A 24,313-nucleotide genomic window follows, 5' to 3' on the forward strand; every position below is an offset into this window, starting at 1 on the left:
CCTCAGGTCTCGGGGGAAGGCGGACAGTGTCCTCCAGGGTATCCGGCCGCCCATGGTGCGGTCTGCCCTGTGGGCGGTCTCACCTCACACCCGCAGGGCCGCCTCGAGCTCCCCGGCCACCCGTGCCGCCTCCTCGGCCGGCAGCGGCGCGCCCTCCGGGCCCGTCACATAGAAGGCGTCCACCGCGTTCGCCCCCAGCGTGGAGGCATGCGCGCTGCGCACCCGTACCCGCGCGTCCTCCAGCGCACGCCCGATGCGGTGCAGCAGTCCGGGGGCGTCCTGGGCACGGATCTCGATGACCGTGGCACGGGCGGAACCCGTCGGGGCGACCGTCACACGGGGCGGCGGGGCCGCCACTCCGCGGCGGCGCGGGTAGGCGGCCTCGCGTTCGGCGAGGCGGGAGGCGATGTCGAGGGAGCCGTCGAGGGCGCGTACGAGATCGGCGCGCAGCCGGGCCGCCTGCGGCAGGGAGCCGTACTCGGCGGCGACCCGCCAGCTCAGCAGCAGCACATCCGAGCGGCGGCCCAGCTCGCTGGGCAGTTCGATGGCGCGCAGGTCGGCGGCGCGGACGGTGAGGCGGTGCAGGGCCAGCACGCCGGCCGCGGCGGGCAGGACGCCGGGCTGGTCGGGGAGCGCGATCAGCAACTCGACGCCGACGGCCTCTGGGGCCTGGGACTCGCCGTGGGACTCGCCGTGGGACTCGGCCTCCGCCGGCGGCTCGCTCTGCGTGTGCAGGGCGAGCGCCGGTTCGCCGGTGCGGACGGCCTCGACGGCGAGGCGCTCCTGTTCCGCGCTGGGCTCGCCGGGGTCCGGTTCGGCGGGGGTGTCGCCCGCGAGGACCGCGCCGACGCGTTTGACCAGGTCGGCCACCAGCGAGGCGCGCCAGGAGGACCAGGCGGCGGGCCCGGTGGCCAGGGCGTCGGCCTCGGTCAGGGCGTGCAGCAGCTCCAGGGTGCCGGCGGAGCCGACGGCCTGGGCGACGGAGGCGACGGTCGCGGGATCGTCCAGGTCGCGCCGGGTGGCGGTGTCGATCAGCAGCAGATGGTTGCGTACGAGGGTGGCGACGACGGCCACGTCCGCGGTGTCGAAGCCGATCCGGGCGGCGACGTCGCGGGCGATGACCTCTCCCGCGACGGAGTGGTCCCCGGGCCAGCCCTTGCCGATGTCATGCAGGAGGGCGGCGACCAGCAGCAGGTCGGGGCGGCCGACCCGCCGGGTGAGCGAGGCGGCGCGGACGGCGGTCTCGACGAGGTGGCGGTCGACGGTGAAGGTGTGCACGGGGTTGCGCTGTGGCCGGCACCGTACGCGCTCCCAGTCGGGCAGCAGCCGGGTGATCAGCCCTTCGGCCTCCAGCGCCTCCCATACGGGCACGGTCGCCTCACCCGCGCCGAGGAGCGTGACGAGCTCCTCGCGGGCCTCGGCGGGCCAGGGCACGGGCAGCGGCCGGGCGGCTGCCGAGAGGCGGCGTGCGGTGTGCAGGGAGAGGGGCAGTCCGGACTGGGCGGCGGCCGCGGCGGCGCGCAGCGGCAGCACCGGGTCGCGCTCGGGCCGGGCGGCGCGGGCCAGGACCGCTTCGCCTTCCTGTTCGACGACGCCCTCCGCGAGCGGGCTGCGATCCGGTTGCGGGGTGCGCCCGCCGCCGATCAGCGCGCGGAGCCGGGGGCGGGCCGAGCGGGCCTTGAGGACCCGGCCGACTTCGCGCCAGGTGACGTCGGAGGCGTACGAGACGGTACGGGCGGCCTCGTACACCTGGCGGAGCAGGGCGTCGGCGTCGAGCAGGCCGAGGGCATCGGCGACCTGGTCCTGTTCCTGGAGGGCGAGGCGGTCGGTGGCGCGTCCGGTGGTCAGATGCAGTGCGTCGCGGGCGTCGAGGAGCTGCCTGCGCGCGTCGGCGAGCCCTTCGCGGGGCGCGTCGGCGAGCCAGGAGGCAGCCACGGCGCGCAGTGCGGTGGCGTCCCGCAGCCCGCCGCGGGCCTCCTTGAGGTCGGGCTCCAGCAGAAACTGGAGTTCGCCCTGGCGTTCTGCGCGTTCACAGCAGAGTTCACGCAGTTCGGGGAGGCGTTTGGGGGCCTGGTTGCGCCAGTCGGCGAGGACGGCGGTGCGCAGCCCTGCGACCATGCCGAGGTCTCCTGCGACAAGGCGCGCGTCGAGCAGCCCCAGCTGGACCTTGAGGTCCTCCCCCGCGGTCTTGCGGGCCTCGGCCGGGGTGCGTACGGAGTGGTCGAGGGCGAGGCCGAGGTCCCAGACCGGGTACCAGAGGCGGTCGGCGAGCGCGGCGAGCGCGCCGGGGTCGGCCGAGCCGTCGGCAAGCAGCAGCAGGTCGAGGTCGCTGCGCGGGGACAGCTCTCCCCTGCCGTAGCCGCCGACGGCGACCAGCGCGGCGCCGCGGACGCCGGTGTCCTGGGCGGCGGCGGTGAAGAGCGCGGCCAGCCAGGAGTCGGTGAGCTCGGCGAGCGCGGCACGGCGCGGCGGCCCGGGCTGCGCCTTCTCGGTGAGAAGGCGCAGCCGGGCCGCCGCGTAGCCGCTGGGTCCCGAGTCTTCGGCTTCGGCAGTCAGATCGAGGCTCGTCACCCAGCAGCTCCTTTTTTTCCGTGTCCGGCGTGGTCGGTCCGGTGCGGCTTACAGCGCGTCCGGGCCGCGTTCGCCGGTGCGGACCCGTACGGCCGTGTCGACGGGCAGGGCCCATACCTTGCCGTCGCCGATCTTCCCGGTGCGGGCGGCCTTGACGATCACATTGACCAGTTCCTCGGCGTCGTCGTCCTCGACGAGCACCTCGATGCGGATCTTGGGTACCAGGTCGACCTGGTACTCCGCGCCCCGGTAGACCTCGGTGTGGCCGCGCTGCCGGCCGTAGCCGCTGGCCTCGGTGACCGTGAGGCCCTGGACGCCGAAGGCCTGGAGGGCCTCCTTGATCTCGTCCAGCTTGTGCGGCTTCACGACTGCGGTGATGAGCTTCATGCGTCCACCTTCTTGTTCTGCGACTGCTGCTGCGCGGCAGCGGAGGTCCCGTCCTGGTCGGCGGTCGGCGCGGCGACGGCACGGCCCGCGGGCGAGCCTCCCACAGCGCTGAAGTCATAGGCGGACTCGGCGTGGAAGGCCATGTCGACACCGCTGACCTCGTCGTCCTCGGAGGCCCGGAAGCCGATGGTCACATCGACGAACTTGGCGAGGATCCAGGAGACGACGAAGGAGTAGCCCATGACCGCGAAGGCGCCGACAGCCTGCTTGCCCAGCTGGGAGAAGCCGCCCACGCCGTCGACGGCGAGGACGCCGACGAGCAGGGTGCCGACGACGCCGCCGACGAGGTGGACGCCGACCACGTCGAGGGAGTCGTCGTAGCCCAGCTTGAACTTGAGGCTGACGGCCCAGGAGCAGACGGCGCCGGCGACGACGCCGATGAGGAGGGCGCCGAAGGGGTTGACGTGGGCGCCCGACGGGGTGATGGCGACCAGACCGGCGATGGCGCCGGAGGCGGCGCCCAGCGTGGTGAGCGCGCCGTGGCGGATGCGCTCGTAGATCAGCCAGCCGATCATGGCGGCGCCGGTGGCGATCTGGGTGTTGAAGGCCATGGTGGCCGCGGTGCCGTCGGCGGCGAGGGCGGAGCCGGCGTTGAAGCCGAACCAGCCGAACCACAGCAGTGCGGCGCCCAGGACGACGAGCGGCAGGCTGTGCGGCCGCATGGCGTCCTTCTTGAAGCCGATGCGCTTGCCGACGACGAGGACGGCGGCGAGCGCGCCGATGCCCGCGTTGATGTGGACGGCGGTGCCGCCGGCGAAGTCGATCACCTCAAGCTTGTAGAGCCATCCGTCGGCCTGCCACACCCAGTGTGCGACCGGGAAGTAGACCACGGTCACCCACAGGGCGATGAACAGCGACCAGGCGGTGAACTTCACGCGGTCGGCGAGGGCGCCGCTCATCAGGGCGGGGGTCAGGACGGCGAACATCAGCTGGAAGAGCGCGAACGCGAAGACGGGGATGCCGCCCTCGCCGGTCAGCGTCTCCGCGTTGATGCCCTGGAACCCGATGTGGTCGAAGTTGCCGAGCAGGCCCGCGCCGATGTCGTCACCGAAAGTGAGCGAGTACCCGTAGAGCACCCACAGCACGCTGACGATGCCGAGCGAGATGAAGGACATCATGAGCATGTTGAGGGCGCTCTTCACGCGGACCATGCCGCCGTAGAAGAAGGCCAAGCCGGGCGTCATCAGCATGACGAGCGCGGCACTGATCAATACGAATGCTGTATCTGCGCCATTCAAGGCCAGCGTCTCCTCAGTGGGTCGGAACGGCCCGTGCGGATGCCGTGGGGGTGGGCCGACTGTGCTGAGGAGCGTGGCGCAGCGCCGTTTCGGTCAGAGCAGCTCGATGTTTCACGCCAGTGACGAAGAAGTCCGGCGTGTTACAGGCCCATGAACCGGCGGGTGGGGGCGGGGGGCCGCAGATACCATCTGCGGCACGTCGCACGGCCGGCCGCGACGGCCACCTGTCTGACCTGGCGTGGGGGAGCCGAGTCGGCCTGTAGGGGGTGGGCGTCGCGGCCGGGGTTCCGGTGGGTGCTCCGGTCCTAGACGGCTTCGGCCGTCTCGGGGAGCTGAGTGGTGAGGTAGTCGGTGAACTGGACGACTTCCGGCACGTCCCCGAAGTCGCGTGCGGCCGTGTCCACGGTCTTGCGCAGCCGGGTGTTGACCCGCTCCGAGCGGACCGACTTCGCGGTCCCGAGCGCCTTGCCGGCCAGCGTCGTGGCCTGCTCGGGCTCCCGCTTCAGCAGATGGACGGTGGCCATGCCGATCAGATTGAGTGCGTACGACCGCTGGTGCACCTTGTCCTCGCCGAAGAGCTGGACGGCGCGCTCCATCAGCGGTTCGGCGAGCGACGCGTAGGTGGGGCTGCGGCCCGCGACATAGGCGAGGTCGCGGTAGGAGTGAGCGTTTTCGGCGTTGAGTTCCGCTTCGGAGAAGAAGCGGATCCAGTCGGGTTCCGGCTCGCCGTCCAGGCCCACGTCGGAGAAGGTGTCCTCCGCCATGCGGACGGCCCGCTTGGTCTTGCTGGGCTGGCCCATGTTCGCGTAGGCGCGGGCCTCCATCGCATACAGCATGGCCTGGGTGCGCGCGGTGGCGCAGTCACGGCTGCCGTACTGCGCGAGGTGGATGAGTTCCAGGGCGTCGTCGGGCCGTCCGAGGTGGATCATCTGGCGGCTCATGGAGGAGAGGATGTAGGAGCCGAGTGACTTCTCTCCCGCTTCCTTGGCGGCGTGCAGCCCGAGGACGAAGTACTTCTGGGCGGTGGGCTGGAGGCCGACGTCATAGCTCATCCAGCCGGCCAGCTCGGCCAGCTCCGCAGCGCATTTGAACAGCCGCTTGGCGGTGGCGGGCGGCTGGGGCTCCTGCAAAAGGTCGGTGACCTCGTGCAGCTGTCCGACGACGGCTTTGCGGCGGAGCCCGCCGCCGCACTGGGCGTCCCAGGTGCGGAACATGGCGGTGGTGGATTCCAGCAGGTCCAGCTCGGGCTGGGAGAGCCGGGCCGGCCGGCTGCCGGGGGCGGGGGCGGGGCTCTCACCCGGCGGGGTGGGCACCAGCCAGCGCTGCATGGGTTCGATGAGCGCGGGTCCCGCGGCCAGCGCCAGCGAGGTGCCGAGGAAGCCCCGGCGGGCCAGCATCAGGTCGCTGCGCGAGAACTCGCTCAGCAGGGAGACGGTCTGCGGGCCCGCCCAGGGAAGGTCCACTCCGGACACGGAGGGTGACTGATGGCCTGCCCGCAGACCGAGGTCCTCCACGGCGACGACGCTGCCGAAGCGTTCGGAGAACAGTTCGGAGAGGATCCGCGGGATCGGCTCGCGCGGCTGCTCGCCGTCGAGCCAGCGGCGCACCCGAGAGGTGTCCGTGCTGATGTGGTGTGCGCCCATCTGGCGCGCCCGGCGGTTCACTTGACGCGCGAGCTCGCCCTTGGACCAGCCGCTGCGCACGAACCACGAGCCCAACTGCTCGTTCGGGCGCTTGCCGGCGGATGTACCGTCTGCGCCGCTGCCGCCCACTGATGTGCCCCCTGTTCGCCTTCGCCGAAGTAGTGACGTCGGCCTCGTCGTCCTTGTCGCCGCCCTCCGCTCGGTCGAGCGGCCGGGTCGCCGAATCTGTCGTGTCGGTTCCGCTCGGTTCCGCCCCGCCCGGAACCGGTTGCCTGCTTCTCCCGATCCGGCTGCCGCTGGCTCGCTTCCCGCCGGATCCCTCGAAAGCCCCATCAGAATGCCGCCTGTCGCGGTGGCCCGTGACGGACGCGGAGCTCCTTCGAACCACACGCACACGGTGGCGAGTTGCCTGCGGCATACCCGCTGGTGCGCTGAACTCCAGAGCTCGCGCACCCAAAGTAGTCCTACGATCACGGGTCCAGCGAGGGGGATTGAGTAAACGCCACCATTCGCCACCCCTGCGAATGAACCCGACTGCCGCGAGTCGCGATTCACTGAACCCATGACGATCGGGAGGCAGTGGACTGTTGCCCGCGGGGGCGCTCGCAGCTGTCCGCACCACCCCTTATGCCACTGTGCGCCGCCGAATCCCTACCGCCGGCGACGCTCGGTCACAGGGAGACTTCAGGTCGTAACCACCGGCGACATCCACCCGTTGGAGGGGGCATGGGCTTCACGATCGGCGGCAGCCGGGGGATCAGCGGGATCGGTCAGCTCCGGCCCGGCTCATGGCGGCGCGGCCGGACGAACGACTGCACGGCGGTGGCCGAGTACACGGGATTGTGGGGCTGGTCCGTAGTCCCGGGCGCCCGGGCCGCGGACGGCGTGTGCTCGTGCGGCGATCCGTGCTGCGCGTCCCCGGGGGCGCACCCGCTCGACTTCGCTCTTGAGGTCCCTTCCGGCGCGACGCTCGACGACGCGACGAAAGCCTGGTCGGAGGTTCCGGGGGCGGCGCTGCTGCTGCCGGCCGGCCGCGACTTCGACGTCCTGGACGTCGCGGCGCCCGCCGGGCGGCGCGCGCTGCTCCGGCTGGAGCGCATGGGGCTGCCGCTCGGGCCGGTGTCGGCGACGCCGGACGGGCGCTGCCAGTTCTTCGTCGCCCCGGGGGCCGCGGCCGATCTGCCTGAGCTGCTCTACCGCATGGGATGGGACGACGCGGATCTGGATCTGCGCTGCCTGGGCCCGGGGGCGTACATCACCGCGCCGCCGTCGGACCACGCCGGCCTGGGGCCCGCCCGCTGGCTGCGGCCGCCGTCGCTGGACACCGCCGGCGCTCCGCCGCAGGCCAGGCTGCTACTGGGCACCTTGGCGTATATCTGCCATCGGTCGCCTGTGACCCGGTGACCGACGCGCACGCCGGGATATACATGGGAGCGCCCCACTGCATCTGCACCATGCGGTGGGGCGCTCGCCCGTGGCGGTCCTCTGGTGCGGCCCCCGTCTGACCGGCCGCCGCGCAGGGGCCTGTGCCGGACAAGGCCGTAGAGGGCTTCCGCTCAGTCGCCGATCAGGGCGTCGATGAAGGCCTCCGGCTCGAAGGGCGCCAGATCGTCCGGGCCCTCGCCCAGCCCCACCAGCTTCACCGGCACACCCAGCTCGCGCTGGACGGAGACGACGATGCCGCCCTTCGCCGTGCCGTCCAGCTTGGTCAGCACGATGCCGGTGATGTCCACGACCTCCGCGAAGACCCTCGCCTGCACCAGGCCGTTCTGGCCGGTCGTGGCGTCCAGGACCAGCAGGACCTCGTCCAGCGGGCCATGCTTCTCCACGACGCGCTTGACCTTCCCCAGCTCGTCCATCAGACCGGTCTTGGTGTGCAGCCGGCCCGCCGTGTCGATCAGGACGACATCGGCGCTCTCCGCGATGCCCTCCTTGACCGCGTCGAAGGCGATGGAGGCCGGGTCGCCGCCCTCGGGGCCGCGCACGGTGCGCGCGCCGACCCGCTCACCCCATGTCTGGAGCTGGTCGGCGGCCGCCGCGCGGAAGGTGTCGGCCGCGCCCAGCACGACCGAGCGCCCGTCGGCGACCAGAACCCGCGCCAGCTTGCCGGTGGTGGTGGTCTTTCCGGTGCCGTTGACGCCGACGACCATGACGACGCCCGGGGTCTCAAGTCCGCTCTCCGTCTTGACCTCGCGGTCGAGGTCGGCGCCGACCAGGGTGAGCAGCTCCTCGCGGAGCAGGGTGCGCAGCTGCTCCGGGGTGCGGGTGCCGAGGACCTTCACCCGCTCGCGCAGCCGCTCGACCAGCTCCTGGGTGGAGGCGACGCCCACATCGGCGGTGAGGAGGGTGTCCTCGATCTCCTCCCAGGTGTCCTCGTCGAGGTGCTCGCGGGACAGCAGGGTGAGCAGCCCCTTGCCGAGGGAGTTCTGCGAGCGGGCGAGGCGGGCACGCAGCCGGACGAGGCGGCCGGCCGTGGGCTCGGGGATCTCGATCTCGGGGGCGGCGGGCTCGGCGATGACCGGGCCCTCCACCGCCACCGGCGTCTCGACCGCCTGCTCGGCTTCGGGGAGGCCGACTTCTTCGATGGTGCGGCGCGGCTCGTCGCGCGGTGTCTCCGCCTCGTCGCCGACGTGCGGCTCGGCGGGCGGAGCGGTGATGGTCGGCGCGCTGGGCGGCGGCGGGGAGGGCAGCTGCTTCTTCTTGCGACTGCCGACCACCAGCCCGCTGATCGCGCCGATCGCGACCAGGGCGATGACTACAGCAAGGATGACGATGTCCATAACGCCACCCAGTATCGGCCACCGCCGGCCGCGGTCGACGGTCCGGGAGGGTCACACAACGACTTCCGGCCCCGTTTGGACCTTTTGGTCGATCCACACGATCTTGCAGGCTTCCTGCTTGCCGCCTGCGCCTGCGGGCCTGCCGCCTGCCCGCCACGGCCGCCCCGGCCGCCAGCCGCCCTCTCGCCACAGCCGTCCTGCCGCCACGGCCGCCCAGCCGCCACGGCGCCGGCCCGTCGTACGGAGCGCCCGCATGCCCCGTGGCCTCCGCGACCGAAGGCGCGACGGAGAGCGGCGCCTTTCGGTCCCGTACCCGCCGGGGAGCGCACCGGTCGGGCGCGGCGGCGGTCGGCGCGGAGCCGGCCGCCGACGGGAGGCGCACGTCCGCACCCTGTCCAACTGATGCCATGTCAGCTAGCGTCGCACTTCGCCAGGTTCACTCGGCTTCAGGGGGCTCCCCATGGCGTTCACCGTGGTCCGGTTCAACCTCGTCGACCCCGCAGGAACGCCCAAGGCGCTGGCGGAGCGCTACCGGGCGGCGCTGGAGATGGCCGCGTACGCCGATGACCGCGGAATCGACACCGTGCAGACGGAGGAGCACCACGGCGCGCAGGACAACTGGCTGCCCTCCCCCTTCGTCTTCGCGGGGGCGGTGCTCGGCGCCACGCACCGTATCTCGATCACCGTCTCGGCGATCATCGGCCCGCTGTACGACCCGCTGCGGCTGGCCGAGGACATCGCCGTGCTGGATCTGATCGGCAAGGGGCGGCTGATCACGGTGGCCGGGATCGGCTACCGGCCCGCGGAGTACGAGCAGCTGGGCGTGGAGTGGGGCAGGCGCGGTCTGCTCCAGGACGAGCTGGTCGAGACCCTGCTCACGGCCTGGCGGGGTGAGCCGTTCTCGTTCCGGGGCCGCACGGTGACGGTCACCCCGCGCCCGTACACCCGGCCGCATCCGACGCTGCTGGTCGGCGGCTCCTCACGGGCGGCGGCCCGGCGTGCGGCGCGCTTCGGGCTGCCGTTCTTCCCCAGCGCGCATCTGCCGGAGCTGCGGGCGTACTACGAGGAAGTGCGCGCCCGGTACGGGACGGACGGCTTCTGCATGATGCCCGCGGAGCGCACGCCTCTGGTGCATCTGGCAGAGGACCCGGACCGCGTCTGGGCTCAGCACGGGGAGTGCTTTCTGCACGAGGCCCGTATGTATGCCTCCTGGCAGTCGAAGGACGTCAGATCCGCGGTGCGGTCGGCGGCGACGACGGTCGAGGAGCTGCGGCGCGAGGGTGTCTACCGGGTGCTGACGCCAGCCCAGTGCCTTCATCAGGGCGCGGCGGGCGTGGTGCTGCATCCGCTGTGCGGCGGGCTGCCGGTGGACGAGGGCTGGCGCAGCATGCATCTGTTCTGCGAGAACGTGCTGCCCCGGCTCAAGGGGCGAGCCGGGGCGGCAGTGGGTTGAGGAGAGGGGCAGCGATCAGCGAAGACGCTGACTGATCACCTTGGAGACGCCGTCCCCCTGCATGGAGACGCCGTAGAGGGCGTCCGCGACCTCCATCGTGCGCTTCTGGTGAGTGATCACGATCAGCTGGGAGCTCTCCTGGAGCTCCTGCATGATCCGGATGAGCCGTTGGAGATTGGTGTCGTCCAGCGCCGCCTCGACCTCGTCCATCACATAGAACGGGCTGGGCCGCGCCTTGAAGATCGACACCAGCAGGGCCACCGCGGTCAGCGAACGCTCCCCGCCGGAGAGCAGCGACAGCCGCTTGACCTTCTTGCCCGGCGGGCGGGCTTCGACGTCCACACCCGTGGTGAGCATGTTGTCCGGGTCGGTCAGCACCAGCCGGCCCTCGCCGCCCGGGAAGAGCCGGGAGAAAACGCCCTCGAACTCCCGGGCCGTGTCCCGGTATGCCTCCGTGAAGACCTGCTCGACCCGCTCGTCGACCTCCTTGACCACCTGGAGCAGATCGGCCCTGGTCCGCTTCAGATCCTCGAGCTGCTCGGACAGGAACTTATGGCGCTCCTCAAGCGCCGCGAACTCCTCCAGCGCCAGCGGGTTGACCTTGCCCAGCTGCTGATACGCCCGCTCGGCCGACCTAAGCCGCTTCTCCTGCTCCGCGCGGACGAACGGCCTCGGCTGATTGCGCGGGTGCTCCGGGTCTTCCGGCAGCTCCTCGCCCTCGGCGGGCGGCGACGGGGGCACCGGCTGATCGGGGCCGTACTCGGCGACCAGCCCGGCCGGCTCCACGCCCAGCTCCTCCAGCGCCCTGGTCTCCAACTGCTCGATCCGCAGCCGCTTCTCGGCCCCGAGCACCTCGCCCCGGTGCACCGAGTCGGTGAGCTTGTCGAGTTCGGCCTTCAGCTCGCGGCCGGCGTTGCGGGCGGCGGCCAGCTCCCGCTCCCGCTCGGCCTTGGCCGTCTCCGCGGCGGCGCGCTCCTGCTCTGCGCGGACGAGCGAGACCTCCACATGCGCGAGCAGCTGCCGTGCGCCCGCCGCGACGGCGGAGGCGACGACGGCCTCATGGCGCAGCCGGGCACGCCGCTGTTCGGCCCGCGCCCGCGCCTCCCGCTCGGCGCGCGCGGCCCGGTCGAGCGCGTCCGCGCGGCCCGCGAGCGCCTTGACGCGCTCCTCGTGCGTACGGGCCTGGAGCCGGGCCTCCATCTCGGTCTGACGTGCGTTCGCGCCATCGGCGGCGAGCCTGTCGCGTACGGAGGCGTCCGGCTCGTCGTCGACCGGCAGCTCCTCGGCGGCGAGCAGCCGCTCGGCCAGTTCCTCGGCGTCCTCGCGGGCCCGCTCCAGCGCCTCCTGCGCCTTGGCGGCGGCCGCGCCCGCCCGTTCGGCCTCGCCGGCCGCGGCGCGCGCCTGGCCGGCGAGCCGCCCCAGCTGTCCGGACACGGCGGACTTCTCCCGGTCGGCGGCCCTGCGCCGTTCTCCCAGCTCCTCGACCAGCGCGGCGCGGTCGGCACGGCCTGCGGCGGCCCGGTCCTTGCACACGGCCAGCTCGGCGCAGCGCCGCTCCAGCTCCTGAAGCTCCGCCTCCGCCTCGTCCACGGACGCCTGGACCTCCAGCAGGCTGGGCGCGCCCGCGGAGCCGCCCTGCGCGAAGTGCGCACCGAGCACATCGCCCTCCGCGGTCACGGCAGTCAGCCCGGGGCGCGCGGCGACCAGATCCTCGGCGTCCTCCAGCGTCCCGACGACCACCATGTCGTGCACCAGCCGCCGCACGGCCGAGAGGAGCCCCTCGGGCCCCTGCACCAGGCCCTCGACGGGGACGGCCGCGGCGAGGACCCCGGTGCGGGCCGCCGCCCGGTCCGCCGGGGCCGGGTCACCGGCCGACTCCAGCCCCGCGCCCGAAACAGCGCCGACGCCGTCGGGCTCCGGGGCCGCTCCGCCGTCTCGGCGGCCTTCGGCGGCCATGGCCGTTCCCGGAGCACCGGGCTGCACGGCACGCGGGCCTTCGGAGACGGGGGCGTCCGCCTGTTCGGGCACGCCCCACTCCGCGCCGTGCGGGACGGCGGGCAGTCCACCCTGCCGACCGCCGCCGTCGCCGGCCGTCGCCGAGACGGAACCTTCCTCCTCCTGGCGGCAGGCGGGCACGGGCGCGCCGCCGGCCGCGTGAGGGCCGAAGGGCGCGTGAGGGCCGAAGGGCGGCGCGCTTTGGCTGCCGCTGGTCCGGGCGGAGCTCTCCGCCGCCCGGCCACCGGGCGCTGCCGGGCTGCCGGCCGGCGGACCGTCCTCGGAGTCGGCGGCGCTCCGCGTCGCACGGCCGCCGGGCAGAACCCGGTCGGCCTCGGCTGCCTCCGCCGACGCACCGCCCTCAGGCTGCACGGAGGCAGGAACCCCCGGCCGGCCGACCGGGACCCGACCACCGGCCGAAAACCCACGGGCGTCGCCGGACGGGGCCGGGCCACCGGCCGGCACATCCGCAGAGCCGTCCGGCCGGGCGGAACGCTCCGCCCCCCGACCCCCGGCCGGGACCGCGCCGCCGGCGCCCGGTGTGTCGCCCGCCGGGGTGACGGGGCCGTCGGGCACTTGTCGGCCCGGCGGAACCGTGGGCGCGGAGGCGGAACCTTCCGGCAGGCGGGTCGCCGTGCGGGGCCGGTCCGGCCCCGGCAGTCCGGCGAGCAGCAGCGTGGCGCGGCCCGCGTCCTGTTTGCGCAGGAGGCGGATCGCTTCTGCGGCCGTGGCCGGGTCGGCGGCGGCGAGGGCGTCCGCGGCCGCGCCGAGGGCCGCGGCGACCGGGGCCTCGTACCCGGGCGCCACGGTCAGCAGCTCCGCCGCGGGGCCGAGCAGCCCGCCCAGCCGGTCGCGGGCGGCCAGCAGCGCACCGGTGCCGTCCTTGCGGCGCAGGCCGAGCGCGAGGGCCTCACGGCGGGCGGCGACCGCTGCACGGCCCCGCTCGGCCGCGGCGAGTTCGTCACGGGTCTCGCTGAGCGCCGCCTCCGCCGCGGACAGCTCGCGTTTGGCCGCCTCGTACCGCTCCGCGAGCTCCGTGTCGCCCGCTTCGAGGCCGTCGACCTCGGCCTTGAGCTGCTCGTACTCCTCCTGCGCGGCGACGGCCCGCTGCTGGGCCTCGTCGCGGGCGGCGGCGAGCCGGTCGATCTCGGCCTGGGCGGAGGCGGCCCGCGAACGGGCCGCGCTGACCTTGCCGCCCAGCCGCGCCAGCTCCTCGCGCCGGTCCGCGATGACCCGCGCGGCGTCCTTGAGCCGCCGCTCCTCGAGCGCGAGCTGCCGCTCCAGCTCGGCGCGGTGGGCGACGGTGTCCTCCAACGCCCGTTCGGCGGCCTCCAACGCGGCCTCCAGCTCCGCCTCCTGCTCCCGGATGCGGGCGGCTTCGCGCTCCAGGTCCTCGGGATCGCGGCCGCGCCGGTCCTCCGGCGGCTGGGCGGTCGCGCTGGTGACCCGGGCGTCGGCGAGCGAGATCGTGCCGCGTACCCGCTCGGCCAGCTGGGAGAGTTCGTACCAGCTCTGCTGCGCCCGCGTCAGCCGCGGGGCCAGCCGCCGGACGTCCTCCTCAAGGGCCGCCTCGCGCGCGAGCGCCGCCTTGAGCTCCGCCTCGGCCGCCTCCTTGCGCTCCTTGAGCGCCGCCTCGTCGGCGATCTCGGCGCGCAGCGCCTCCTGGAGGCCTACGAGGTCGTCGGCGAGCAGCCGCAGCCGGGCGTCGCGCAGATCGGCCTGGATGACGGCGGCGCGCCGGGCCACCGCGGCCTGCCGGCCCAGCGGCTTGAGCTGGCGGCGCAGCTCGTCGGTGAGATCCTGTACCCGGGCGAGATTGGCCTGCATCGCGTCCAGCTTCCGCAGCGCCTTCTCCTTGCGCTTGCGGTGTTTGAGGACGCCGGCCGCCTCCTCGATGAAGGCGCGCCGTCCCATGGGGTCGGCGTGGAGCACCGAGTCGAGCTGGCCCTGCCCGACGATGATGTGCATCTCGCGGCCGATGCCGCTGTCGGAGAGCAGTTCCTGGATGTCGAGCAGCCGGCAGGTGTCGCCGTTGAGCTGGTATTCGCTGCCGCCGTTGCGGAACATGATCCGCGTAATGGTGACTTCGGCGTAGTCGATGGGCAGTGCGCCGTCGGAATTGTCGATGGTGAGGGAGACCTCGGCGCGGCCCAGCGGAGGCCGCCCGGTCGTCCCCGCGAAGATGACGTCCTCCATCTTCCCGCCGCGCAGCGACTTGGCGCCCTGCTCGCCCATGACCCAGGAGAGCGCGTCCACCACGTTGGACTTCCCCGAGCCGTTCGGGCCCACGACACAGGTGATGCCGGGTTCAAAGCGCAGCGTGGTGGCGGAGGCGAAGGACTTGAAGCCTCGCAGGGTCATGGCCTTGAGGTGCACGCCGCCGGACTCTACCTTTCACCGCCGGTTTCACCTATGAAGGTGCAGGGCACATCAGACGGTAAGGCTTGCGGGTTCGGGGGGGCCGGGGAAAGCAAGAAGGGACGCCGAAGCGTCCCTTGCATATCGTGCGCGATGAATCTCCAGCGGAGACATGCTCAGGTGAGCACGGGCTCCGCCTTGGAAACGTCGATGTCGATGCCGTCGAGCAGCGACTCTCCAGGGTGCTGAGCGACGGCAGCGTTCAGCGCGTCGTTCTCGGACTGGATCCGTACAAGCTCGGATTCGAGGTCCTGGACGCGCTGCTGAAGCCGTCGCATCTCGGCGAGGAGTCGCGGGTCGGAACCGCCGACGTAACCGAGAAGCGCCTTTGCCATGATGGATGGTCCTCCACACTGAGTGACCGACCGAAGCGGTGGTGGGTCGTGAGGGATTCGCACCCGCGGTGCTCGGCAGCGGGGGGATAGTGCTTGATATTGCTGCGGTTCTTACTGCCAAACAGCTAAGGTGCGCGGGGCTTCCAGCGTCTCACCAAAAAGTTTGACGGTCAACACGATCACGCCCCGTATCAAGGGGCGACCCGGGGGCATACGGCCGCGGAGCGCGCGGCGGAGCCTGACCTGCGGGGCCCTGGGGGCGTGGAGATCATCCTTTCTGGCGCAGCCTCGCATGACAAGCTGTTCTTGGCAACCACCAGGCGTTTTCCCTTCCGGGCGCACGACCCGGGGCGCATATGTCGCCGTCGCGCGTGGCGGGCGCCCCCACACACTCAGCGGATCGCGAAGCCTTCGTAGCCGCCGCGGGGCGTGGCCCAGATCTCAGTGACTCCGGAAACGTGCCCGGGAGTGTCGTCCGAGCGAAGCCACTCCAGCAAACGGTGGCAATTCTCACGTGGGCCCTCTGCCACGATCTGCACCCTGCCGTCGTCGAGATTGAGGGCGAATCCGGTCAGGCCGCCGATCTCCAGAGCGTTTGCCCTGGTGAACCAGCGGAAGCCCACTCCCTGTACTCGACCGCGTACCCAGGCCGTGAACCGTGCGACGTCATGCATGCGTGCACGGTAGCCGCCCGATTCCTCAGAGAGCACTTCACCCCCATGCGTCATGGCGTACAGTCCCGTCGCAATAAGCGTCACCCGAATGGGTGACGCAATCTGACTTGACGTCCGACGTCCGGGACGACGTCGCGCATCAGGAAGGCACAGCAGATGGGACGCCATCGACGGAAGCGCGGGCGCAGGCCCGTCCGCACCGGGTTGCTCGGCGCCTCCGCTGCCATGGCGGTCGGCGCGGTGGCCGTGACCTCCGGGCTGCTGCCGGGCGGTGACACGTTCACCTTCGGCGGCGACTCCAGCACGAAGGTCCGCACGGAGGGTTCAGCAAAGCTCGACGCTCAGGGCGGGGCGAGCGCGTCCCCGACGGACACCCCCGCGGCCTCGCCGAGCCTGAACACGGGGCCGGACGCCGACGCCACGCCGTCGAAGTCTCCGGCGTCCCCGTCGAAGAGCGCCTCCCCCACTCCCGCGAAGCCGTCGGCGACGCCTTCACAGAAGACGAAGGCCCCGGCCCCGGCCCCGAAACCGGAGAAGACGAAGGCCGAGACGGCGACGACCGCTCCGCCGCGTACCCAGCCCCCGTCCGCCAGCCGGTCGGCCGAGCGGACGACCCCGACCGCCGAGGCCGGCTCCAAGGCGGCGGCCGAAGCGGCGGCGGTGCTGAGCATCGTCAACGCCGAGCGGGCGAAGGCCGGCTGCAGCGCGGTGCGCGCCGACGGAGCGCTCGCGAATCTGGCCGAGGGCCACAGCCAGGACATGAAGGACCGCGGCTTCTTCGACCACACCAACCCGGACGGCGAGTCCCCCTGGGACCGTGCCGCCGAGGCGGGCGTGTCGAACCTGGGCGGCGAGAACATAGCCCGCGGCCAGGCGGACGCCGAAGCGGTCATGAACGCCTGGATGAACAGCGACGGCCATCGCGCCAACATCCTGAACTGCGAGTACAAGACGCTGGGCATAGGGGTCGTGCTGGGGACCGGCGGTCCCTGGTGGACGCAGAACTTCGGCTTCTGACGGCTCAGGCCCGCGGGCGCCGACCGGGCGGCTGCGGCCGGGGGCGCGGGGTGCGCTGGCAGCGCGGGCAGAAGTAGCTGGACCGGTTCATCCAGGCGCGGCGGCGCATGGGGGCGCCGCAGCGGCGGCAGGGTTCGCCCTCGCGGCCGTAGGCGTCGAGGGAGCGTTCGAAGTAACCGGATTGGCCGTTGACGTTGACGTACAGGCTGTCGAAGCTGGTGCCGCCGACGGCGAGGGCGGCCGACATCACCTGGCGCACATGGCCGAGGAGTTCGGCGGTACGCGGGCGGGTGAAACCGGCGGTGGGCCGTTCGTAGTGGAGCTTGGCACGCCAGAGGGCCTCGTCGGCGTAGATGTTGCCGACGCCGCTGATCAGGGACTGGTCGAGCAGGGCGCGCTTGATCGTGGTGCGGCGCAGGCGCAGCGCGGCGTGGAAGGCGGCGTCGTCGAACGCCGGATCGAGCGGATCGCGGGCGATGTGGGCGATGACGTCGGGCAGGCCGTCGGGCGTGTTGTCATGGACGGAGAGGCCGCCGAAGGTCCGCTGGTCGACGAAGCGGAGCTCGGTGCCGGCGGTGTCGTCGAAGCGGAGACGGATCCTGAGGTGCTTCTCGTCGGGCGCGGTCTCGGGCTGGACGAGGAGCTGGCCGCTCATGCCGAGGTGGCCGAGGATCGAGGCGTCGGCGTCGGCGTCGGCGTCGGCGAGGGGGAGCCAGAGGTACTTGCCGCGGCGGCGGGCGACGCCGATGCGGTGGCCCTTGAGGCGGGCGGCGAAGTCCTCGCCGCCGGCCGGGTGGCGGCGTACGGCGCGGGGGTGCAGGACCTGGACCTCGGCGACGGTCCGCCCGCTGACCCAGCGCTCCAGCCCCCGCCGTACCACCTCGACCTCGGGCAACTCGGGCACGGCGTGCTCTCCTTCTCCGGCGGGGGACGCCTGAAGCCTAACGCGGGTGCGTGGTGGCCTTGGGCGGGGTTGTCTCCCCTGTCCCGCCCGTTTCCGAGACCAGGGGGCTCCGTCTCCCCAGCCCCCTCCGGGGAAGGTCGACGGCGGCTCCGCCCCGACAAGCCGCCGGGCCCGAAGCCGGGCCCGCTTCCGGAAGGCCCGCTCGCCCGCCGGGTGAGCAGTTCCTGACGGGCGGCGGAGCGGTGCACAGCTGCCGCGCAGGGCCGGGGGCCCGGAAAGGGCCGAGGGTGGGGAACAGAAGTCCCGCCGCCCTCAGGGGCGGCGGGACGCGAGGAAACGGCGCCGGCGTCAGGCCGAGGCGCGGTCCGCAGGGGGCTGGGAGGGCGAAGGGGTGTCGGCGGCCCCTTCGCCCGCGGATGCCTCCTCCGCGGCACGCGCGTCCGCAGCCGCGCGGATCTCCCGCCACGCGGACTCCGCGGCCTGCTGCTCCGCTTCCTTCTTGCTGCGGCCGGTGCCGGTGCCGTACGAGACACCACCGACGCGGGCGGCAGCAGTGAAGGTCTTCTCGTGGTCCGGGCCGGTCTCGGTGACCAGATACTCCGGCACCCCGAGGCCCTCGGCCGCAGTCAGTTCCTGGAGGCTGGTCTTCCAGTCCAGGCCCGCGCCGAGGTTCGAGGACTTCTCGATCAGCGGGTCGAACAGCCGGTGCACCAGCTCCGACGCCGCTTCGAGGCCCTTGTCGAGATAGACCGCGCCGATCACCGCTTCCAGGGTGTCGGCGAGAATGGACGCCTTGTCCCGCCCTCCGGTGCCTTCCTCGCCCCGGCCCAGCCGGATGAAGGAGCCCAGCTCGAGGCCGCGGCCGACCTCGGCCAGGGCGCGCGAGTTGACCACCGCGGCCCGCAGCTTGGCCAGCTGGCCCTCGGGCAGGTCGGGGTGGGTGCGGTACAGCGTGTCGGTGACCACCAGGCCGAGCACCGAGTCCCCGAGGAACTCCAGCCGCTCGTTGGTGGGCAGACCGCCGTTCTCGTAGGCGTACGACCGGTGGGTCAGGGCACGCACCAGAAGGGCGGACTCGACCTGATAGCCGATCCGCCCTTCCAGAAGCGTGTGGGACGAGGCTGCGTTGACGCTGTTGTCAGACATCGGGCCTCTCACCAGCCGCTCAGACCTCGAGGACCTGGCGCTTGTTGTAGGTGCCGCAGCTCGGGCACGCGATGTGCTGCTGCTTCGGCTCCTGGCACCGCTCACACGAAACCAGAGTGGGGACCGCAGCCTTCCACTGCGACCGGCGGTGGCGCGTGTTGCTGCGCGACATCTTCCGCTTCGGAACAGCCACGGCTACTTCTCCTGCTTCTCGTCGACGCGTGCTGATCCAGGCGCGTCGCCGCTCATGTCGTCCTTCTCGCCGTCCCTGATGGATTCGGCGAGTCCCTGCAGTGCCGCCCAACGGATGTCGACGGCGTCATGGTGGTGGTCCGGGTCCTCTTCCAGCCTGGCCCCGCAGTCGGGGCACAGACCGGGGCAGTCCTCCCGGCACACCGGCTGCATCGGCAGTGCGAGCACCACCGCATCACGCAGCACGGGTTCGAGGTCGAACAGGTCGTCCTCGACGAAGAGCCGCTCCTCGTCCTCGGCGTCGTCGCCGGGCTCCGCGGTGCGGCCCCGGTCGTCGGCGTCAGGGTAGGAGAACAGCTCCTGGAAGTCCGCTTCGACGTCAAGGCGCAGCGGCTCCAGACACCTTACGCACTCCCCCTCGGCCGTGGCACGGGAGGTGCCTGTGACAAGCACACCTTCCATGACGGACTCCAGGCGGAGATCCAGCTCCACGGGCGCGCCTTCCGGCACCCCGATGACCCCCTCGACGCCGAAGGCCGCGGGCGCGCCGGGCGCCGAGACCGTGCGGGTCAGCCGCTGGAGCGCACCGGGCCGCCGGCCCAGCTCGTGCGTGTCGAACACGAGGGGGTTGCGGTGGTCGAGGCGGGCGTTCAGGGCTCTTCCTGCTTTCGGATCGTGGGGTGAGGCCGACCGTGTTCTGGTGTCGGAAACGGGCAGCCGAAATCGCGGAGGTACGTGCGACCGAAGAGCCAGGATACTGGACGCTTCGCCCAGGGCCCAATCCGCTCCCGGTCGTCCGGCCGGACCACGGGCGCTCAAAGGCCCTCCCCGGACAGCCGGCGTCAGCGCCCCTCTTCATAGCGGCGCAGCTGTTCGAGGTCGATCATGCTGGTGTCGAAGAAGCTGGTCTCGTCCAGCGCGGGCTGGGTCTGCGGCTGCTGGTAGCCGTAGGAGGACTGCTGAGGCGCGTATCCCTGGTCGTAGCCCGCCTGGTCGTAGCCCGCCTGGCCGGTGTGGGCCGGCTGCTGCTGGTAGGCGGCGTACGGGTCCTGCTGGTACGCGTACGCGTCCTGCGGCTGGTAGGTGTACGGGTCCGGCTGCTGGGGGATGCCCGGTTGCAGCGGGCCGCCGGGCGTCTGAGGTGTCTGCTGTGCCTGCGGAGCCTGCTGCGCCTGCGGCTCCGGGTCGGCGAGCTCCGCCAGGCCGGCCAGGTAGTCCGCGTCGCTGGAGTGCCGGGGCGCGTCCCCCGCGGCGTCCTGAGCGGCGATGTGCGCACCCAGCTCATCGGTGGCGATCCGGCCGTGCAGCTTCTGCCGGCCGCGGCCGACGGCCTCGAGCGTCTTGGAGAGCACGGCTTCGAAGGCGCCGAGCTTGGCGTCCACGTAGTCGTCGGCGCGCTGGATCAGGGTGGAGGGGTCGGAGCTGTACTCGGGGGCGTCGGCGTCGGCCTCGTCTTCGTACGCCCCGGGCAGGGCGTTCCCGCGGCCCAGCAGCTTCTCGCGGCCGCGGTCGACGGAGCCGATGGTCTTGGTGAGGACCACCTCGAAGTTGGCGAGCTTGGAGTCGACGTAGTCGTCGGCCTCGGCACGGACCTCCTCGGCCTCCCGGCGGGCGTCGGCCAGGATGCGGTCGGCCTGGTCCTGGGACTGGCGCGCCACCTGGGTGTCGGAGATCAGGGAGCCGCGCTCGGCGTGGGCCGACTGAATGATCCGCTCGGCCTCCCGGCGGGCCTCTTCGACGAGCTGCTCCCGGCCGCCGATCAGCTCCCTGGCCTGGGCGAGCGAGTCGGGCAGCGCGTGGCGCAGCTCTTCGAGCATGGCGAGCAGCTCGGCGCGGTTGACCACGCAGGAGGCCGACATGGGCATGGAGCGGGCGCTGCTGACCGACTCGACGATCTCATCGAGCTTCTTCTGCACATCCACGGCGTGCTCGCCACTCTCTACAGCGGGTTGGAGACGGACGGCACGACTTTAAGGGCATTCGGCGCTTCGTGGCTCACTTCTCGGCAAGCCGCTCGACCAGGGCCCGGTGGACGGCAGGCGGCAGGAGGTGGGAGACGTCGCCGCCCCAGGCCGCGACCTCCTTGACCAGGCTGGAGGAGAGGAAGCTGTAGGTGGGGTTGGTCGGGACGAAGAGGGTCTCGACGCCCGAGAGCCCGTTGTTCATCTGGGCCATCTGCAGTTCGTAGTCAAAGTCGCTGACGGCGCGCAGGCCCTTCACGATGGCCGGGATGTCGCGCTCTTTGCAGAAGTCGACGAGCAGGCCGTGGTGCGACTCCACCACCACATTGCTGTACTCGCTGGTCACCTCGCGGATCAGCGCCATGCGCTCCTCGACGGTGAACAGCCCTTTCTTGGACTGGTTGATCATCACCGCGACGTGTACGACGTCATACAGCTTGGAGGCGCGAGCGATGATGTCCAGATGTCCGTTGGTGATGGGGTCGAACGACCCAGGACAGACTGCGCGGCGCAACTGAAGTCCCTCGCTCTCCGGTCCGGTCATGGTGCCTCTTCGCACGTAGAGGCGGCGCGACCGTACCAAAGCGTGCCTTCGCCGTAACGGCGGGCCCGCAGCGGCTCAAATCCCTTGGGCCAGACGAATTCCCCGCCTCTGGTGCTGCGCTCCACGGTGGCGACGGCATCGCCCGCGAGCCACCCCTGAAGGCGGAGTGTGAGCAGGATCTCCCGAAGATCGTCATCGGTGACGGCGTACGGAGGGTCGAGGAAGACCAGGTCGTACGGTTCCGCCAGGGCCGGTCCTGTGACGATCTGCTCCGCTTTGCCCGTGCGCAGCTCCGCGCCGGGCAGCCCGAGGGCGCGGACGTTCTCCCGGACGGTTCGGGCGGCGCGGGGGTCCGCCTCGACGAGGAGGGCGTGGGCGGCGCCGCGGGAGAGCGCTTCGAGGCCGACGGCCCCCGAGCCGGCGTACAGATCGGCGATCCGGACCCCGTGGAAGCCGCCGAGCAGCGACTCCCAGCTGGAGAACAGGCCCTCACGGGCCCGGTCGGAGGTGGGCCGGGTGCCGTTGCCCGGCGGGACGGCCAGGCGGCGTCCGCCGGCTGCGCCGGCGATCACGCGGGTCATGGTGTGTCGATCCTCGTCGGGGCGATGGTGCGGAGGTGCTGTCGATGCGGTGCTGTCGAAGCCGTGCTGTCGGTGTTGTCCCCGTTGTCGGGGCGCTGCCCCCACGATATGCCGCGCCGTGCCGCTCGGGCGCTGCGCAGGGGTGCTCAGCCCTTGTCCAGATACCGCTCCCGCTCCTGGTCGAGCAGGGCGTCCAGGGCTGTGCGCAGCTCCGGGAAGCCCTCCAGGTCCGGGTCCGCCGCGACGATCTTCGTGGCCTCCTCGCGGGCCGCGGCGATGACCTCCTCGTCGTCGACGACCGTGAGCATGCGCAGCGAGGAGCGGACGCCGGACTGGGCCTGACCGAGGACATCGCCCTCACGGCGCTGTTCGAGGTCGATGCGGGAGAGTTCGAAGCCGTCGAGCGTGGCGGCGACCGCGCCGAGCCGGGCGCGGGCAGGGCTCGCCTCGGGCATCTCGGTGACCAGCAGGCACAGGCCGGGGGCGGTTCCACGGCCGACCCGGCCGCGGAGCTGGTGGAGCTGGGAGACGCCGAAGCGGTCCGCGTCCATGATCACCATGACGGTGGCGTTGGGCACGTTCACCCCGACCTCGATGACGGTGGTGGCGACCAGCACGTCCACCTCGCCGGCGGCGAAGCGGCGCATCACGTCGTCCTTCTCGTCCGGCGGCATCCGCCCGTGGAGCATGGCGAGGCGCAGCCCGGCGAGCGGCCCCCGGGCGAGCTGGTCCAGCACGTCGACGACCGCGAGCGGCGGACGCTTCTCCGCCTCGTCCTCGGGGGACTTCCCGCGCGCGGCGGCGCTCTCGTCGAGGTCGTCGCCGATGCGGGGGCACACCACGTATGCCTGGTGGCCCTTGGAGACCTCTTCCCGCACCCGCTCCCAGGCGCGGGTCAGATAGTGCGGCTTGTCCTGGGCGGGGACCACATGGCTGGCGATCGGCGAACGCCCGGCGGGCAGCTGGTCGAGGACGGAGGTCTCCAGATCGCCGAATACGGTCATGGCCACGGTGCGCGGGATGGGAGTGGCCGTCATGACCAGCAGATGCGGGGTGCGCCTTTCCGTCTGGGATTCCCCCTTGGACCGAAGCGCGTCGCGCTGCTCGACGCCGAAGCGGTGCTGCTCGTCGACGACGACCAGGCCGAGGTCGTGGAACCGGACCTTGTCCTCGATCAGCGCGTGCGTGCCGATGACGACGCCTGCCTCGCCGGTCGCCAGGTCGAGCAGGGCCCGGCGGCGGGCGGCCGCGCCCATGGAGCCGGTGAGCAGCACCACCTTGGTGGCGTGCTCGGCGCCGCCGAGCATCCCGCCCTCGGCGAGCTCGCCCATCATCTCCACGACGGAGCGCCAGTGCTGCTGGGCGAGCACCTCGGTGGGGGCGAGCATGGCTGCCTGACCGCCGGCGTCGACGACGGCGAGCATGGCCCGCAGCGCCACCATCGTCTTGCCCGAACCCACTTCGCCCTGCAGGAGGCGGTGCATGGGGTGCTCCGTCGCCAGATCGTCGAAGATCTCCCGGGAGACCTTCTGCTGACCTTCGGTGAGGGTGAAGGGCAGTTCGGCGTCGAAGGCGGCGAGCAGCCCGTCGGGGCCGGGGGTGCGGGCCACCGCCGGGAGCTGGGTGTCGGCGAGCCGGCGGCGGGCGAGGGCGACCTGGAGGACGAATGCCTCGTCCCACTTGAGCCGGTCGCGGGCGGCGGCGACGTCCGCCTTGGTGCGCGGGCGGTGGACCTTGCGGAGGGCGTCGGGCAGGGAGGTCAGCCCACGGCCTTCCCGCAGGGCGGGCGGCAGCGGGTCGGCGGCCTCCGCGGCGCCGGGGAGCACCGCGTCGACCGCCTTGGAGATCTTCCACGACTCCAGCTTGGCGGTGGCCGGGTAGATCGGGATCAGTGCGTTCGCCCAGGCGTCGGCCGCGGAGTCGTCGTCGCGGCCCTCGCGCAGCAGCTCGTACGCGGGGTGGGCGAGCTGGAGCTTGCGGTTGAAGACGGACACCTTGCCCGCGAACATGGCTCGGGTGCCGGGCAGCAGGTCCTTGTGCGGCTTGTGGACGCCGCGGCCGAAGAACACCAGCTGCAGCCGGCCGCTGCCGTCGGTGATGGTGACCTCCAGGCGCTGGCCGCGGCCGCCGTTGAACTTCACGACGCGGGCGGTGGCGACCTGGGCGACGACCGTGACGTGCTCGTCGAGGGGCAGCTCGGCGAGGCGGGTGAGCTCGCCGCGCTCGGCGTAGCGGCGGGGGTAGTGGTGCAGCAGATCGCCGACGGTGTGCAGGTCGAGGTGCTCGGCCATGACCTTGGCGGTGGCCGGGCCGAGGGTGGTCTTGAGCGGTTCATCCAGCGCGTGCACGGGTCCATTGCACACCACGGGACCGACAACCGGGGGCTCTGCCCCGGACCCGGTTTCCGGAGGCTC

The 24,313-nt window shown here is 72.3% G+C and carries 19 protein-coding genes; 3 read left to right on the forward strand and 16 right to left on the reverse strand.

All coding sequences use genetic code 11. The features are described 5' to 3' along the window. Positions 1-84: 84 nt before the first annotated feature. The 4 genes from QCN29_RS21805 to nsdA all read right to left on the reverse strand — a co-directional run bounded on the left by QCN29_RS21805 (position 85) and on the right by nsdA (position 6,028). The gene (locus QCN29_RS21805; protein ID WP_279930195.1) at positions 85-2,571 is read right to left on the reverse strand and encodes a [protein-PII] uridylyltransferase; all 2,487 of its coding nucleotides are present in this window, start codon (positions 2,569-2,571) and stop codon (positions 85-87) included. Positions 2,572-2,619: 48 nt separating this feature from the next. Next, entirely contained in the window at positions 2,620-2,958 is a 339-nt protein-coding gene (locus QCN29_RS21810) for a P-II family nitrogen regulator (RefSeq protein ID WP_279930196.1), read from the reverse strand. Continuing rightward, positions 2,955-4,256 carry an ammonium transporter gene (locus tag QCN29_RS21815; protein ID WP_279930197.1) on the reverse strand — a complete coding sequence of 434 codons (1,302 nt, stop codon included), beginning with the start codon at positions 4,254-4,256 and terminating at the stop codon, positions 2,955-2,957. Before QCN29_RS21815 ends, QCN29_RS21810 begins: the two co-directional genes overlap by 4 nt. 305 nt (positions 4,257-4,561) lie before the next feature. Then, complete coding sequence (gene nsdA, locus QCN29_RS21820) at positions 4,562-6,028, reverse strand: transcriptional repressor NsdA (RefSeq protein WP_279930198.1); 1,467 nt, start codon at positions 6,026-6,028, stop codon at positions 4,562-4,564. 597 nt (positions 6,029-6,625) lie between these two features. Between nsdA and QCN29_RS21825 the strand changes: the two genes are divergently transcribed. After that, positions 6,626-7,303: a bifunctional DNA primase/polymerase gene (locus QCN29_RS21825; protein WP_279930199.1), complete on the forward strand. Its 678-nt coding sequence runs from the start codon at positions 6,626-6,628 to the stop codon at positions 7,301-7,303. A gap of 152 nt (positions 7,304-7,455) precedes the next feature. Here QCN29_RS21825 and ftsY read toward each other — a convergent pair whose 3' ends face one another. Then, positions 7,456-8,679 carry a signal recognition particle-docking protein FtsY gene (gene ftsY, locus QCN29_RS21830; RefSeq protein WP_279930200.1) on the reverse strand — a complete coding sequence of 408 codons (1,224 nt, stop codon included), beginning with the start codon at positions 8,677-8,679 and terminating at the stop codon, positions 7,456-7,458. Positions 8,680-9,139: 460 nt separating this feature from the next. On the opposite strand from ftsY, the gene QCN29_RS21835 reads away from it, so the two are divergent. Next, positions 9,140-10,132 (forward strand): LLM class flavin-dependent oxidoreductase, encoded by a 993-nt coding sequence (locus QCN29_RS21835; protein WP_279930201.1) that lies wholly within the window; start codon positions 9,140-9,142, stop codon positions 10,130-10,132. Between the two features lie 15 nt (positions 10,133-10,147). Here the strand turns inward: QCN29_RS21835 and QCN29_RS21840 are convergent, their stop codons facing one another. The 3 genes from QCN29_RS21840 to QCN29_RS21850 form a co-directional block, all read right to left on the reverse strand. After that, entirely contained in the window at positions 10,148-14,503 is a 4,356-nt protein-coding gene (locus QCN29_RS21840; protein WP_279930205.1) for an AAA family ATPase, read from the reverse strand. A 158-nt stretch (positions 14,504-14,661) separates the two neighbouring features. After that, positions 14,662-14,880, reverse strand: coding sequence for a hypothetical protein (locus QCN29_RS21845; RefSeq protein ID WP_240136818.1), 219 nt, complete (start codon positions 14,878-14,880; stop codon positions 14,662-14,664). 392 nt (positions 14,881-15,272) lie between these two features. Continuing rightward, positions 15,273-15,554, reverse strand: a complete 282-nt coding sequence (locus QCN29_RS21850) for an acylphosphatase (RefSeq protein WP_240136817.1) — start codon at positions 15,552-15,554, stop codon at positions 15,273-15,275. A gap of 156 nt (positions 15,555-15,710) precedes the next feature. On the opposite strand from QCN29_RS21850, the gene QCN29_RS21855 reads away from it, so the two are divergent. After that, entirely contained in the window at positions 15,711-16,571 is an 861-nt protein-coding gene (locus QCN29_RS21855) for a CAP domain-containing protein (RefSeq protein ID WP_279930206.1), read from the forward strand. Positions 16,572-16,575: 4 nt separating this feature from the next. Here QCN29_RS21855 and mutM read toward each other — a convergent pair whose 3' ends face one another. The 8 genes from mutM to recG form a co-directional block, all read right to left on the reverse strand. Further along, entirely contained in the window at positions 16,576-17,475 is a 900-nt protein-coding gene (gene mutM, locus QCN29_RS21860) for a bifunctional DNA-formamidopyrimidine glycosylase/DNA-(apurinic or apyrimidinic site) lyase (RefSeq protein WP_279930208.1), read from the reverse strand. A 348-nt stretch (positions 17,476-17,823) separates the two neighbouring features. Next, the gene (rnc, locus tag QCN29_RS21865) at positions 17,824-18,621 is read right to left on the reverse strand and encodes a ribonuclease III (protein WP_279930210.1); all 798 of its coding nucleotides are present in this window, start codon (positions 18,619-18,621) and stop codon (positions 17,824-17,826) included. A 19-nt stretch (positions 18,622-18,640) separates the two neighbouring features. Continuing rightward, positions 18,641-18,814: a 50S ribosomal protein L32 gene (gene rpmF / locus QCN29_RS21870; RefSeq protein WP_026165248.1), complete on the reverse strand. Its 174-nt coding sequence runs from the start codon at positions 18,812-18,814 to the stop codon at positions 18,641-18,643. A gap of 2 nt (positions 18,815-18,816) precedes the next feature. Beyond that, the gene (locus QCN29_RS21875; protein WP_279930242.1) at positions 18,817-19,467 is read right to left on the reverse strand and encodes a YceD family protein; all 651 of its coding nucleotides are present in this window, start codon (positions 19,465-19,467) and stop codon (positions 18,817-18,819) included. A gap of 188 nt (positions 19,468-19,655) precedes the next feature. After that, a complete protein-coding gene (locus QCN29_RS21880) occupies positions 19,656-20,735 on the reverse strand; it encodes a cell division initiation protein (RefSeq protein WP_279930211.1) in 1,080 nt (359 codons plus the stop codon). Between the two features lie 73 nt (positions 20,736-20,808). Further along, a complete protein-coding gene (gene coaD, locus QCN29_RS21885) occupies positions 20,809-21,288 on the reverse strand; it encodes a pantetheine-phosphate adenylyltransferase (protein WP_240136891.1) in 480 nt (159 codons plus the stop codon). A gap of 26 nt (positions 21,289-21,314) precedes the next feature. Then, on the reverse strand, positions 21,315-21,899 hold the full coding sequence (rsmD, locus tag QCN29_RS21890) for a 16S rRNA (guanine(966)-N(2))-methyltransferase RsmD (protein ID WP_279930212.1): 585 nt from the start codon (positions 21,897-21,899) through the stop codon (positions 21,315-21,317). A gap of 146 nt (positions 21,900-22,045) precedes the next feature. Continuing rightward, positions 22,046-24,190 carry an ATP-dependent DNA helicase RecG gene (recG, locus tag QCN29_RS21895; protein WP_279930243.1) on the reverse strand — a complete coding sequence of 715 codons (2,145 nt, stop codon included), beginning with the start codon at positions 24,188-24,190 and terminating at the stop codon, positions 22,046-22,048. Positions 24,191-24,313: the final 123 nt, after the last annotated feature.

Source organism: Streptomyces chengmaiensis, from assembly GCF_029846775.1.
In the GTDB taxonomy this organism is placed as follows: Bacteria; Actinomycetota; Actinomycetes; order Streptomycetales; family Streptomycetaceae; genus Streptomyces; species Streptomyces chengmaiensis.